This is a genomic window from Solibacillus sp. FSL W7-1436 (assembly GCF_038007305.1).
GTDB lineage: Bacteria > Bacillota > Bacilli > Bacillales_A > Planococcaceae > Solibacillus.
The window spans coordinates 3,305,125-3,318,680 of the sequence record NZ_JBBOWV010000001.1; the positions used below are offsets into that span (position 1 = coordinate 3,305,125).

Annotated in this window: 17 protein-coding genes; 4 read left to right on the top strand and 13 right to left on the bottom strand. The window is 34.1% G+C overall.

The window, feature by feature from the left end; genetic code table 11:
• Positions 1-10: 10 nt before the first annotated feature.
• The 3 genes from MKX73_RS16285 to MKX73_RS16295 form a co-directional block, all read right to left on the bottom strand.
• Positions 11-481, bottom strand: coding sequence for a dihydrofolate reductase (locus MKX73_RS16285; protein ID WP_340718364.1), 471 nt, complete (start codon positions 479-481; stop codon positions 11-13).
• 12 nt (positions 482-493) lie between these two features.
• Positions 494-1,471, bottom strand: a complete 978-nt coding sequence (locus tag MKX73_RS16290) for a thymidylate synthase (RefSeq protein WP_340718365.1) — start codon at positions 1,469-1,471, stop codon at positions 494-496.
• A 241-nt stretch (positions 1,472-1,712) separates the two neighbouring features.
• Positions 1,713-1,904 (bottom strand): ABC transporter permease, encoded by a 192-nt coding sequence (locus MKX73_RS16295; RefSeq protein WP_251687797.1) that lies wholly within the window; start codon positions 1,902-1,904, stop codon positions 1,713-1,715.
• 436 nt (positions 1,905-2,340) lie between these two features.
• On the opposite strand from MKX73_RS16295, the gene MKX73_RS16300 reads away from it, so the two are divergent.
• Positions 2,341-2,676, top strand: a complete 336-nt coding sequence (locus MKX73_RS16300; protein WP_340718366.1) for a DUF378 domain-containing protein — start codon at positions 2,341-2,343, stop codon at positions 2,674-2,676.
• Positions 2,677-3,073: 397 nt separating this feature from the next.
• On the opposite strand, the gene MKX73_RS16305 is transcribed toward MKX73_RS16300, so the two are convergent.
• From MKX73_RS16305 to MKX73_RS16320, 4 genes are all read right to left on the bottom strand, one after another.
• Positions 3,074-3,667, bottom strand: coding sequence for a YpjP family protein (locus MKX73_RS16305; RefSeq protein WP_079526847.1), 594 nt, complete (start codon positions 3,665-3,667; stop codon positions 3,074-3,076).
• A 482-nt stretch (positions 3,668-4,149) separates the two neighbouring features.
• Entirely contained in the window at positions 4,150-4,455 is a 306-nt protein-coding gene (locus tag MKX73_RS16310) for a hypothetical protein (protein WP_340718367.1), read from the bottom strand.
• A complete protein-coding gene (locus tag MKX73_RS16315) occupies positions 4,452-5,360 on the bottom strand; it encodes a replication-relaxation family protein (RefSeq protein ID WP_340718368.1) in 909 nt (302 codons plus the stop codon). Before MKX73_RS16315 ends, MKX73_RS16310 begins: the two co-directional genes overlap by 4 nt.
• Before the next feature lie 597 nt (positions 5,361-5,957).
• Positions 5,958-6,236 carry a hypothetical protein gene (locus MKX73_RS16320; RefSeq protein WP_340718369.1) on the bottom strand — a complete coding sequence of 93 codons (279 nt, stop codon included), beginning with the start codon at positions 6,234-6,236 and terminating at the stop codon, positions 5,958-5,960.
• A gap of 486 nt (positions 6,237-6,722) precedes the next feature.
• On the opposite strand from MKX73_RS16320, the gene MKX73_RS16330 reads away from it, so the two are divergent.
• Positions 6,723-6,899 carry a hypothetical protein gene (locus MKX73_RS16330; protein ID WP_340718370.1) on the top strand — a complete coding sequence of 59 codons (177 nt, stop codon included), beginning with the start codon at positions 6,723-6,725 and terminating at the stop codon, positions 6,897-6,899.
• Positions 6,900-7,042: 143 nt separating this feature from the next.
• On the opposite strand, the gene MKX73_RS16335 is transcribed toward MKX73_RS16330, so the two are convergent.
• Both MKX73_RS16335 and MKX73_RS16340 read right to left on the bottom strand, forming a co-directional pair.
• Positions 7,043-7,372, bottom strand: coding sequence for an aconitate hydratase (locus MKX73_RS16335; protein ID WP_340718371.1), 330 nt, complete (start codon positions 7,370-7,372; stop codon positions 7,043-7,045).
• Between the two features lie 226 nt (positions 7,373-7,598).
• Positions 7,599-8,291, bottom strand: a complete 693-nt coding sequence (locus MKX73_RS16340) for a hypothetical protein (protein WP_340718372.1) — start codon at positions 8,289-8,291, stop codon at positions 7,599-7,601.
• 135 nt (positions 8,292-8,426) lie between these two features.
• On the opposite strand from MKX73_RS16340, the gene MKX73_RS16345 reads away from it, so the two are divergent.
• Entirely contained in the window at positions 8,427-8,963 is a 537-nt protein-coding gene (locus MKX73_RS16345) for a carbamoyl-phosphate synthase small subunit (RefSeq protein WP_340718373.1), read from the top strand.
• Between the two features lie 299 nt (positions 8,964-9,262).
• Here MKX73_RS16345 and MKX73_RS16350 read toward each other — a convergent pair whose 3' ends face one another.
• From MKX73_RS16350 to MKX73_RS16360, 3 genes are all read right to left on the bottom strand, one after another.
• Complete coding sequence (locus tag MKX73_RS16350) at positions 9,263-9,718, bottom strand: hypothetical protein (protein WP_340718374.1); 456 nt, start codon at positions 9,716-9,718, stop codon at positions 9,263-9,265.
• 536 nt (positions 9,719-10,254) lie between these two features.
• Entirely contained in the window at positions 10,255-10,836 is a 582-nt protein-coding gene (locus MKX73_RS16355; RefSeq protein ID WP_340718375.1) for a hypothetical protein, read from the bottom strand.
• Between the two features lie 92 nt (positions 10,837-10,928).
• The gene (locus MKX73_RS16360; protein ID WP_340718376.1) at positions 10,929-11,729 is read right to left on the bottom strand and encodes an RHS repeat-associated core domain-containing protein; all 801 of its coding nucleotides are present in this window, start codon (positions 11,727-11,729) and stop codon (positions 10,929-10,931) included.
• A gap of 500 nt (positions 11,730-12,229) precedes the next feature.
• Between MKX73_RS16360 and MKX73_RS16365 the strand changes: the two genes are divergently transcribed.
• Complete coding sequence (locus MKX73_RS16365) at positions 12,230-13,285, top strand: nucleoid-associated protein (protein ID WP_340718377.1); 1,056 nt, start codon at positions 12,230-12,232, stop codon at positions 13,283-13,285.
• A 64-nt stretch (positions 13,286-13,349) separates the two neighbouring features.
• On the opposite strand, the gene MKX73_RS16370 is transcribed toward MKX73_RS16365, so the two are convergent.
• On the bottom strand, positions 13,350-13,481 hold the full coding sequence (locus tag MKX73_RS16370; protein ID WP_340718378.1) for a hypothetical protein: 132 nt from the start codon (positions 13,479-13,481) through the stop codon (positions 13,350-13,352).
• Positions 13,482-13,556 lie beyond the last annotated feature (75 nt).

Sequence of the window (13,556 nt, forward strand, 5' to 3'; positions counted from 1 at the left end):
GTTTTATCAGCTATTTTTCATAAATACAGTACTGGAACGTATAACCGTCTTCAGACTCAATCGGCTCGAGGCATGAAACTTTTTTCCAGTCATCGTATGATGGGAAATAAGTGTCTCCTTTAAAACGATTGTTGATGAACGTAATATATAATCGATCGGCAATCGCCATCGACTGCTCGAATATTTGAGCACCGCCAATAATCATCACTTCTTCTTCACCTTCAACTAGTTCCAAAGCTTTTTCCAGGCTGCCTACCACTTCAATTCCTTCTGCTGTAAAGTCATCATTTCTTGTAATGACGATATTTCGGCGTCCCGGCAATGGTCGTCCAATTGATTCGTATGTTTTACGTCCCATAATCATCGGTTTTCCCATTGTCATTTCTTTAAAGTATTTCAGATCACCCGGTAAATACCATGGCAAATCGTTTTGATAGCCAATGACACGGTTTTCATCATGCGCAACGATTAATGAAATCATTGAAATCCCCCTTTATACCGCAATCGGTGCTTTAATTGATGGATGCGGATGATAGCTTTCCAATGAAATGTCTTCCATTTCAAAATCAAAGATCGATCGCTTCTGTTCGTTTAACTTTAAGGTCGGTAATTGCTTCGGCTCACGTGTAAGCTGTTCTTTTACTTGTTCAAAATGGTTTGAATAAATATGGGTATCAGCCATGCTGTGCACAAACTCGCCTACTTCAAGCCCGCATTCATGGGCAATTAAATGTGTCAGCAATGCATAGCTCGCAATGTTGAATGGCACCCCTAGGAAAGTATCCGCACTGCGCTGTGTAAGCATACAGCTCAATTTGCCGTCAGCCACGTAGAACTGGAACATTGCGTGACATGGCGGTAAAGCCGCTTTACTACCCTTTCCTCCAGCATCAATCACATCTTCCGGGTTCCATGCATTCACGATAATACGACGTGAATCCGGATTATGTTTAATTAAATCGATTGCATCTTGTAATTGGTCGATCGATTCACCCTCTGAAGTTGTCCAATTGCGCCACTGTTTTCCGTAAACATTACCCAAATCTCCGTATTTTGAAGCAAATTCATCATCAAGTAAAACGCGCTCGCAAAATGAAGAAAGCTCTGTTTGATACTGTTTATTAAACGCTTCGTCAATAAGGGAGCGTCGGCCAAAGTCACTCATATCAGGTCCGCTGTACTCTTCTGATTCTACCCACTTTTTAAATGCCCATTCATCCCAAATATGATTGTTGTTCTGAAGCAAATAACGGATATTTGTATCACCTTTAATAAACCACAGTAGTTCACTTGCAACGAGTTTGAATGGTACGCGCTTAGTTGTTAAAAGCGGAAAGCCGTCCTGTAAATTAAAGCGCATCTGATAGCCGAAAACGCTGCGTGTCCCTGTTCCTGTTCGGTCCGATTTATCGGTACCATTGTCCAAAATATATTGCAATAAATTCAAATATGTATGATCTGCATGTGCCAATAATTTTCACTCCTAAAGAATGTTCTCCGTATATTATATAGACTTCTGTGGAGAAAAACACATAATCTGCAAAATCGAACCGAAAAGACTACTTAGAAAAATTTTATATGTAACAATGAAATCGGTATGTATGTATAAAAAAGGGCACAATAAAAGGCGCTACTCGTATTTCGTCTGCTGAGTAGCGCCTTTAGTCAAATGTGTCTAAGTCATCGTATAGCTCAATCGTTTGCGTCAATTTTTATGTTGCCTCCCTAAGAATCGTTTTGTTGTTTTCCAGAATTTGAATCATTTGCAGTAAAATTTTGTCCTCAATTTTTTGAGCACCATTCACTTCTTTTGCAATAATTTTTGTTAATTCCAAAATTGTATTTACGTCGAGCTTATGTTTTTCCGCTAATTGGAATGCTCGCCCTAACTGACCGGTTATCATCGGCAGTCCTCCTTTTTACTATAGTATACAAATATTATACCTCGAGTTACATAAAAATTCACCTTTAATTTTTAAATTTTTGTAAATTACACAAAAAAATTAAGGTCCCTTTATCAACCGCATAGTAATATTATGATAAATCGCCGGATACTCTATTCCCAACGTTAAATAAATAACTTTCGCTTTATTTATTACGAAATCAGAACTATATATTTCCCTCTTTGTTGCTGCAGATATTATTTCCTATTTTTAATTATTTTTATTTTCAAAGGGACATTTTTATTCGTATTTTGATACATTTTCTTTTTAAAAAAAGAAGTATAAACAATCGGTTCCCGGGAAAAATACGAGCAGAAATAGATACTTGAATTTCTTTTGTATGTGTTTTTTACATACCGAATGAACTTCTTTATCTAAAATAAAGGAGATGTTTTAAATGGGAGCATTATATAGAATTGCCCTCGTACTTGTAATTATTGGAGCAATTAACTGGGGACTTATCGGCTTTTTCAAATTTGATTTAGTCGCATCTTTATTTGGCGGACAAACTTCCGTATTATCACGGATTATTTATGCACTTGTTGGTCTTGCCGGACTTGCATGTATACCGTTGCTAATGAAAAACCTTGATGAAGAGGACAATGCAACCGTTACGCATACAAGAGCAACAAACAAACCGAACTATAATATGGAAGCCGGGAAAGAAGCGGATTTCTCAGAATACGCAAAGCAAAAAAACAAAAACAACAATAACAACAATAACGAGAAGTAATTCAGAAATAATTCAAAAGCAAAAGACCAGGCTCAGTAATGAGTACCTGGTCTTTTTAGCTTATTCAGAACTTTATCTTGGGATTAAGTAAAAAGCTCATCTCTTCGCATATTTTTTCCTACTTATAATAACCCAGCTATTATTTTTATCCATCCGAAAATAGACGTCCATAATATAATACTTAAAATCAGGCCATTAAATAAACCTAAGAAAAATCTGTTTTCCAAGATTACCACTCCTTAAATTAAAGGTTGGCCAATCGGAGACTATTTAAGCTTTTGTCCCTTAGATTTCTTTTGGTAATGGATGGAAAGCATAGTTTTGAGAAGCTAGTATTGTGAGAAATATTTGTGTACATAAAAAAAACACCCGACCAGTAGGCGGGTGCTGAATCTTGCTATGATAACCATTTAGGCGGTGTGTTTTTGCTCCAGTAAATCTCGCCAAGGTCGTAATGCTTTGAGTAGTTGTCTTCAAACGTATGATAGTGGAAATTATAGTAGTAGCCATCAAAAGGACGGTTCTCTGTTCGTACATGGAATCGGATTACGTCTGTTTTTGATTTACTGTCAACAATGTGGAAGATTTTTTCCGAGTAATCACCACTTGGTTTTTCGGAAACCGTTAAGTTACGCAGTTTTTCATCACCAACTCGTTCCACTGTCATTGCAATAGCCTCTTCGATTTTCGGAAAAATATCAGTTTCGAATTGTTGTTCAATAACCGGTCCGACTTTTGTTCCAAATTTTATGTATGATTGTTCTTTTGCAGCAGACACAAAGTCATCCGTAGTTGGCAGGGGTTTTTCATCAACGATAATATCATCCAACTGATAGGCAGCTGAAATATGGTTGTCGCTTGGACGATCCAATACCGATTTGCCATGACGATCTTCATCAAAATTCGCCCAAATTTCATGTTTTGGTGTAATTAAACCAAACGATAATAACGCGACAGAAACAACGAGAGATTTGTAAATCCATTTCTTCAAGTCTATCACCCACTTTTATTATGTATAATTTTAAAACGCTCTTACTTATATATACGAATATTATAACAAATAGTTTCATCTTTATTGTAAACATTGTACAATAAAAAAGGAAGATATTGTAGGTTATATTAAGGGAGGTTTTAAAAAATGGACATTGTTATGGGTCTTGGATTATTACTAATGCTTGGGTATATGACTTCTTTATGCTTCACGGACTAATAACTTTATTATGCACTAAGCAACATTATTACGCCCTAGAATCCTTTATTCATCATATTTCTAGGGTATCTCTTATTTCATCAACTTTGCAGAATATAGCAAAATGATGTTTCTTTTTGGGGCAGTTTATGTCTGTTTGGGACAATGAATTGGGGCAATTTGGGGCTAGCCCCACAATTAAAATTCACGCTTTGGTGGGCATGTTTATATGGATGAAAAAAGCAGAACTCTACAATTGTCGTAGACGATCTGCCTAATGTGTTCTAAGCTATTTGTTTTTCAATTATATCAGATAGCTTTTGTATTCTGTAAGCTATCTCCAACGATTCTTCTTCACTCTTTTCTCCATGTGCTTCTACTTCCTCTGATGAAATTCCGGGATAATTAAATACTTTTTCCTTAAAAATTAATTTGTTTAATAAATTTTCTTTAGTTAGAGATTTTAATTCTACAAGCTCTTCCATAATTTCAATTAATACCGATTTCTCAATTTCAACTACCACTTCAAGCGCTCCTTCTTCCTCGTTTTTTTCTAATACTTTATTTCGCCCACACACCATACGTTTCATTTAATATCAACCCCTGTTTTGTAATATGTCACTATGACTTCTTCAGTATTATTACTAGCTAATGCACGGTTTTTATAATATGTTTCAATTTCAAATTGCAATGGTAATTCCTTAATACAGTCAACTGGATAAAGCATCAAATTAACCTCATTGTAATCATCCCCAAAAACCTCCTTAAAAGCGGAGCGAATAGTAGCCCATCTTCGTTTATAGGCTCTAGGTGGCAATCCTGATTGAGCTACAAACAAAATTGAATCAAATGGCAGCGGTAAATTTCTTTCAACACAATAATTAAAATAGTTTTTATAACGAATGAATTTATCGATCAATTGTTTACTCCATTCCGTAGAACGGTCTACCTCTAATGCGATTGGCTTTCTCCCTATATAAATCATGGAATCCGGACGCAATTTCAATTTTTCACCTTTGTATGTAAAACTGATTGATGAATAATGAGATGTTTTATACGTAACACCATAATTCATAATCAATTTATGTTCAGTTTCTATTTGTTGATAGGCCTCTTGTGTCATTAAAAAATGATCTACTTGTTTTAAGGGCGGTTTATAAAATTCGTATGGAATATCCCAGTAGGTTGTTTCATCATGATGTGGAAGTGTACCTGTCCCGTTTACACCCACATCAATGTCTAAAAGTCCTTTAATATATTCCAGTCCTCTTGGAGTAAGATAATAAAGAAATAATTCCTTATCTAAATATCTTACTGTTTTATATGTTACCAATGATTTTTTTCTTAGTTTGCTTAGTAGCCCATATACGTATTTTTCATTCGAATAAGTTATGTCATTTTTCTTGTAAAGAAATTTCGTGATATACGATTGGATTGATCCACGGTACCGAAATAAAATACTTAAAATAAATTGTTCGTTTGGGGTTAAATGCATTCGAATCAAACACCTCTTTACATTAATATTATCGCGGTTATTTTACCTATTGCTAAACTAATTAAAATCATTGGTACCACTGCATTTCAGGCTTCATTAATGCCTATAACCTGGCAGTTACTCAGTAATTGTCTTGGTAATCGTTTAAGTATGCGTATGAGTAATTCCTCATACCAAGCTTTACTAAGTCTCAGCTAAAATTTCAAAATCCTGTTTAAAAAACAAAAAAACGAACAAGAAAAAATCTCGTTCGTTCAGCAGTTAATATGTAATTGAATTCTCCGCCAGACGTACGTTTTTTAAAAATGGGCATAGTTATCCATTTTCATAATTACACGTACCCCCAAAGGAGTAAAAAAAGTTCAAAGTCGTCTGACAAGCAAAATGTGTCGACATAATAAAAAGAAAAGTAGTGGTTAAATAATAACCTGTAATTTAATTATACATACTTCTAATTTATTTTAAATTAATTAAAGAAAATTAGAGGGAATTATTGTATTAAAGCATGAAATTACCAATCTAAAGGGCATTTTAGTGAACGAAAATAGCCTACCCAGATTGAGTAAGCTCTTTGTACATGTTAAAATAAAAAACGGATTATATTTCCTTAGTCGATGTTGGCGCATCGGCTTTTTTATTTTCTTTCATCACTATATCGAAAGTCATACTAGATGTTTTGTTTAATTCACTAACGGATTCCTTCATTTCATTTTTTAACGGCAGGAAAGCCATATCAATTAATCGTACCGTTCTTTCAATTTCTCCAATCGATAGAAATGCCATGCCTCCATCCTGGTCCCAACCTTTATATTTGATTTCATCAATGCGCTCCATTAATTTTGCTATTGCATCTTGTATCGTATCTAATTGAATCATTTGTGCATTTAACTGGTATGAACTCTTAACTGTCTCACCTGGTAATTTGTCATTGTTTCGAACTCAGACATGCAACTTTTTTTTAGTACTCATTTTTCATGCGTAAACGTTTAATTTCTGATTGCTTTGAAGGCGCTTGTGGCATTCACACAGATTCCACGTAGCACGCATATAATGATATTGTAAAGAACTAATTTAGATGCCGATTTAAAAACTGAAAAACAGGCTATTTATCAAGAACATGAAGGTCGTATTGGCTACCTTCGTATTCGAGGTGAACTAGCGAATCGTGGGGACGTATACAATTGTTCAAGCATGAGCTCGATACACTTTCGAACTCATCCCCAAACAGCTATGTGAAATAACCGTATCTAACTTTTAGGGTCACTTCAACACCATTTTGGGAGTATTTTATAGGTAAATAAAGATTTTTATTTTTATTGAATTAGTACATTATTAAGTCAAGATTAAAAAAGAGGGATAACTTTGAAAAAAATATTAGGTATTATATTACTTTTAATAGGCGCTAAAGTACTTACCATATATGTTTTCAATCTTCATTTTTCAGTGCAAATTATAGTGAAACTTATTGGAGCATTTTTATTCATTCAAGGTGGTCTCATGTTTTTCAATAAAAAAAATTCTAACAAAAAAATAAATTGAATTTTAATAAGGCACATGAGTCAAATTATGAAATGCATAGATTAAATAAACGTTCCCAAATGACTAGTTAAATAAATAAAATAAGTCCTCCACAACTAGTCTGTGGAAGGCTTTATTTTTCGGCTTTAAATTGTGTATTTGGGTTAGAAGTAATTTTCAACTTGGGTTTTACGAGCCTTGTTGGCATATCGGAGCACTATATCGTCCCCTGCCGTTGCGACTTGCACATCGCTAAAGTATTCATCTATAGTTCGCCACTCTACCACCCTTATTTTTTGTTGTGCTAGCTGATTTTTAAGTTCAATATATTCTTTGCGCAAATCCTTTATTAGCGTATCTATTAACGGCATAAAGACCACTTTCATTTTGAGCTGTTCTGCCTTTTGATAATCAAATTGAATGGATTTAACGGCTAGATCTACTAGTATATATCTGTGTAATAATTGTCTCTCATCAGCTTTAATTATGGCCACCAATCCCCTTTCTTAATTTACGTAAGAACACTCGTTTGTATATATGATAGAACGAACGTTTGCATTTTGGCAACATAGATTTTTTGATAAAAAAAGCCCACTACCAATTAAGGTAATGGGCATTAAGAAGCTTTGAATAAGTCCAAAAGGGCCTCTAAAACGCTACTCGAAGCGTTTTAGAGAGCTTTGTTTATATGATATAAGGAAGTTTATTACCATCTAATTTTCACCATTTAGGATAAGCAGTAATTACAACCCAGTTGTAGTTACTATAACCAGAGAAGCTTTTACCTCTTTCTAACACCACTTTCACTTTCTGGCCTTCTAGTTTACTATTCGCTTCTTTAGTGCAACGAGTTGGTCTCTCTTTTTGACACTTTAAATCTGTAGTACCGTTTACAACTTCTACTATAATATCCATAGTTGTCTCAGGATATCTTGGGTATTGAAATTGAGATTTTGGTTCGCCACCAATTTTTACAGAGTGCTTTTTGGTTCCGTCTGAATTAAGCATATGACCTTTAAAAGTGTGACAATAGCCATAAGCAGGTGTAAATTGCCCAAGTGGCAAAATAATTTTCGACCCTTGGCTTGAAGTTGCAACCTCATTTTTGAAAGCTGATACAGCGTAAGGCATAATAGAATCGTTTGTTTCTACCGTTCTAGTATAGGTACCTTCATCTTCAATAATTGTAAAAGTATCTTCCTCTTCTTCCGACATTTCATAATTATATATATCTAATTCTTGAGTTAATGGTAAGCTTGCTCTTGCTATATTATTAATACAAGCATCAGATGCTTGATCCCTAACCATTTCCGCGAACATGCCTGGATCTGCGCTAACAGACTTAGGGCTTGCAAGAAAAACGCTGCTAAATAGAAACATTAGCATGGTAAAGATAAAAAATACTTTTTTCATTATAATTCCTCCTAATATAAATACCAAAATTAATATAAAAATAGTATATTTATATAATATTACATATGATGGTAATATGCAACACTTACCAAAATTTTGATATAATAAGAGTGTACAGTTTAGAAGGAGGTTATTATGAGCTCAAAAGATAAAAATATACAAATAGAACTTACAACGGAAGAGAAAAATATGATTCTTACTGAATTAAACAAAGTATTGAACAGTGGCTTCAGAATATTAGGTTTTGATGGTGGAATGTCGTTTCCTCATTACCCATATTATTTATATTTTGGGGGTCCTGATAAAGAATTGAGACGGTATTCTGTTGGTATATTTACTATTTGGCTTGGGTATTGGAATACAGGATGCAGTTTCCGTTTTACTAAACAAAGTGAGTTATATAAGTATATTAAAGCTTTAATTGAATACCAGGAAGAAATCGAAAAAGATTTTCCTGTATTATTTAATTATATTGTTTCCTTTCTAATAGAGCTTACCGAAAGTTATGATTATGCGGAGGAAACACGTATGAAACCATATATTATTAAAATTGTTAAAGAAGATTTTCTTAATAAAAAATCATATTATAGAGAAAAATATAGAAATAGGATAAATTTTATTGAATTCCTTAAAGAACTTAAAGTTCGGGATTATGATAAACCATATGATTAAAATGTAAATCCTTACTTTAAGATTAATAAGAAGCATGACTTCATTAAATTTTTCTTCTTAAAACTCAAGAAATACCTTGGCACGAATAAAAAACGCGATTTTCTTAGTGAAGACGCGCGTCCGTTAACTGAAGATTATATTTTTAAATTTATTATAATACCTTCAATCACAGAAAATAAAATGAATAAATAGACAATACCCTACAATAAACTTTTAGTTCTTTTATATTCTCGTAAGAATATCTAAATGTTTCTTATTGAGAGTTATTCCACAATATGTTCCGATGGTAGAATAACAATCTAATTTTTGTTAAATAAAATGCCCGCTACCACTGGATTTTCAGTAGTAACGGGCTTTAATTTATTTTTTTCATTCACAATAGACATAGCAGCCAATGCTAAAATCTCATCGTTTGTAATAGTACGGTCATTTAACTTATCAAGCCAAGACTTATGCGCACGTTGTGCTTTGTTGTCTAAGATGCTTTTTACTGTGTCACTGAGTGATGGACTGGTATCCAATATCCGTACCTCCTTGTCCTCCGCAGGTGAAGTAGTTGTGGAAGGCTTTAATGTTTTACCTACTGCTTTTGCTAACTCACTTACAATAGCTTGACATATAGCATCAAAGTGTTTACGGTACAACGCCACGTCTACGCTGTCATTGACAAAGCATACTTCAATTAAATAGCAAGGTTTATTCGTACCTTTAATCAACGCATAATTGACAGACCTTAACCTTCTTGTTAATTTCATTTTTATAAACTCTCAAGTCAGGTGCTTTTCTTTTGCAAAAGTAACATGCGTTTTTTGAAATTTTTGGAGTCGATGAATTTATAATACTATATTTTATTTTTGTTAAAAATGACTTCAATTTAATTCCCCTTCCTGTGACAATCATACTAAGAAAACAGGAATTTTCCTTTAATAAGTTTTTGCCTAAATGCTTTCAATTGAAGTATGCACATCTGTTAATCTTCTGGTGGTGCCGCTTGTGGTGTTAATGGAATCATTATTGCAACAGATGCCGGTGTACCTCTATAAAAAGAGGGTGTACATAAATCCTAAATTGCTTTAACATTTAAAAATCAATCGTATCAAAAGCTTTAATACTGCACAAAATCATCTGAAGTATTTTGTACTAAAAAAAGCCTACCTTTATAAAAAAATTATAAAGGCAAGCTAAAGGGTACTTATAAATTTAACTGATTATATTTTAGAAACTCTAATCTTTGTATTGAATAACGATTGTCTCTTTTTCTATAAAAGGTGCAGTATTTTATGTTTATAAATTATTTGATATTTTTTAAATTTGTTATGAGTAATTTCATTTCATATTCCAGACTTGTCGTTGTTTTTAAGCTATCATCAATCGTTTCTGTAACGGCTGGAAAGACCGCTTTATCTATAGTATATTGTTTTAACTTTAAGTAATTTGCTATTGGGAAATCAGCTCCATCCCACATTTCCGCATAACCGACTAGACCAAACTCTGTGATGAGAGATTCTAAACTCGTTACTATCGATGACACGAATTTATCGTAATTACATGAAAATTTCACATCAATGAATGGTCGATGTTTTCTACTATCATCTTCATATTGTTTCACTGTAAAAAATAGATTTTCTTCAGTGCTTTTTATCTCGGAAATATTGAATTCCCACTCAATTAAACCGGGCTCTTGATGCCAACTACATTCTGTTTCATCTTCATAAAACTCTGGATCAATATCTGGATTCAACCGCACGATAGCTTCTAAAAATTCTTTCAATGCATCAGAAATACAACTAGCCTCAAATGAAAATTGTTGACTTGACGATTCCAGTTCGCATGTAGCCCAACCTGCATCTGTTATTTTATAATTAAATTTCATTTTTTCACCTTTTCATCTTTTATAGTAGATCTTGTTAGTTAGTCATTTTATTTCCCATTGAGCAGAATAAGCTGCTACCACTGAATTACCTATTACCAAGGGAAAGATGTTATTACTGACCTACCATTGGAACCTACAACAATTTTAACATTATTTAACTTTTTCTTACTACCTTTATAGCCACCCTGATACCCTACATTTTTATACCAAATCACATAATTCAATCTACCATCTTTTTGAAGTCTAGGCTTTTGATTTCCTTTTCTTCCCCAAGCTACATTAGTAGTCACTATTGGGTCTTCATTAAAGACACCATGATAAGGTTTAGAACGATTATTTTTCCCATGTTCACGAACATGTTTTACTCGATATGATGACCAAATCAAGGAGGCTTTCTTATCTTTTTTCACAAATTTCTTAGCAACTGTTGAAAATATGAATATAATAGCCCTAGCTCGTTCACCGTTTGGATCCACATTGGCAATAGGGTTATTATCTGCGTAGATATACCCATGCATAGATTTTGGAGTATTTAAATCCCCTATATATGAATCACGTGATAAGAACACCCCTGCATCAGAATTATAATATCTTCCTAATAAATAATACAAATTTGATTCCTTATCGTATCTATAGCCTGCATATCTATAAGGGTTTTCCATTGAAATATCGATATTCTCTTGATTGTCTAAATCTTTTTGTGATAAAATATTACCCCAAGAATCGTACGTGTACTCTGCAACAATATTACCTTGACTATCTAAGAGCGCTAGAACATCGCCTCGGAAATTAGTTAAATAATAATACACCTTTCCATTGTAAGCCATTGTTAGTGGAAAGCCGTCCGCATCATAGGTATATGACTTTATTGATGAACCATTTACCCCAGCCATGTTTTGAAGGAAGTTGAACATCACTTGGTAGAAGCAGGAATCCAAATAGGCTAATTAATAAAATAAAAGTCTAAAAGCTGTTGGTTTTTATTCTGTGAATTGGACAAGGGGCCCCCAAATGTTGGGGACCCCTTTAGTATTTAATAGATAGATTTATAAATAAATGAAAGTCTCAACCCGATCATCCGGGGAATTTATATTTATTCGGAGTGCACAACTCCAGTTTTAACCGCGGTAAAATTCTACTAATCTCTTCTAACTTAAGCAACATAGTCCCAACCTGCTACTATGTCCTTGCAGCCCTGAAGCTTGCGCCAGTGTGAATAAGTATCTTCAAAAACACTAGCAGAAATGCCAATTCATTTATAGCACTATCTAAAATAGCACAAAAACTATCATAACACATATGTTCGCGTTTGTAAACTAAGTTTGAGCCCGTGCAAAAATTCATAATGTCCGCTATACTTTAAAAATCGGAATTTAAAAGGAGCTATGTAAAGATGAATGAAGTTGAAACAACCTTATCAATCCAAATGAAACGGATGGCTGTTACATTGCTGGATATGCAGCAAAGCCGTTTTGTGTCCGCAAGTGAAACAATGGATTTATCCGCACTCCAATCTGAAGTGTACAGTCAGTTTTTTGAATCATACATAGATGCGACGATGAATAGCCCGAAATCTGTTGCATGCAAATTTTTAGACCGTGACAATGATATTCTGACGAAAATGAACCGTTATGCAGAATATCCTGATGACACACACTTCTTATCACTGGCCAATGATTTATCAAATAAACTGTATCAAATTATGCAAACGGTATCGAACAGTAACGGTTCAGTATTTGTCGCGCATATTGAACTTATTGGCGAAGATTATATTCTACTGTTAAAGCTGGATCCAAAAGATGCAGTACAGATTGATTTGGAAACATTGCATTTGAAAACGATCGAAAATATTTTGCCTGATGCATCCAGTCGTGTACAAAAATGTGCACTCATTCGAATGAATTATGATCCGCTTGAAGAAAATGTTTATGTATTGGATAAGCAATCGGATGGTGAACCGGCGAAGTTCTTTATGGAAACTTTCTTGCAGGCTACTCCGATTGCATCAGACAAAAAGAAAACAAAAATGCTCATGAAGGAATTATATGAGAAAATTGCGGAATCTCTAAACGAAGAGCAGACTCCCCAACTCCAAAGAGCGATTGACGAGGAATTTGAACACGGTAAATATATTGAGCTCGACGCATCGGTCCATAATATTTATGAAGCGATTGCCCCACCGGAGAATCGGGAAGATTTTGTTGAACAAGGTGCCAAATTGTTTATCAATGAATTCACTGACCGCAATCCTGACTTCACGCCTACATTTGAAGTGAAACGCGATGATTTGCATGTCGTTTATAAATCGGCTGAAGGTGAAATTCTTTTCCGTTATGATAAAGGATTGGACAATATTGATGTAAAGCACGATCAAGTAAGCGGTACGTATACGATCACGATACGCGATGCGGATACATTAGGATTTACGCTGCACAAAAAACCGCTATAAGTTTATTGATATTATAATAGGATATAAAAAAGGGGCTGTTTTTTTCACAGCCCCTTTTTGCAACCTATTTAGACGTTAAAGCGATAAATTCCTCGACATCTTTTTCACAAAGTGCGATTCCTTTTAACCAGAAATCTTCTTTCCTAATGTCTTCACCTCCCTCTATAAATGTTGATATATCAATGGCTTGCGCCATTTTTGAATGTCCAAAAAATAATTTTTGACACATACATCTATCGTTATTTTGTAATTCTTGATTTATTTAACATTA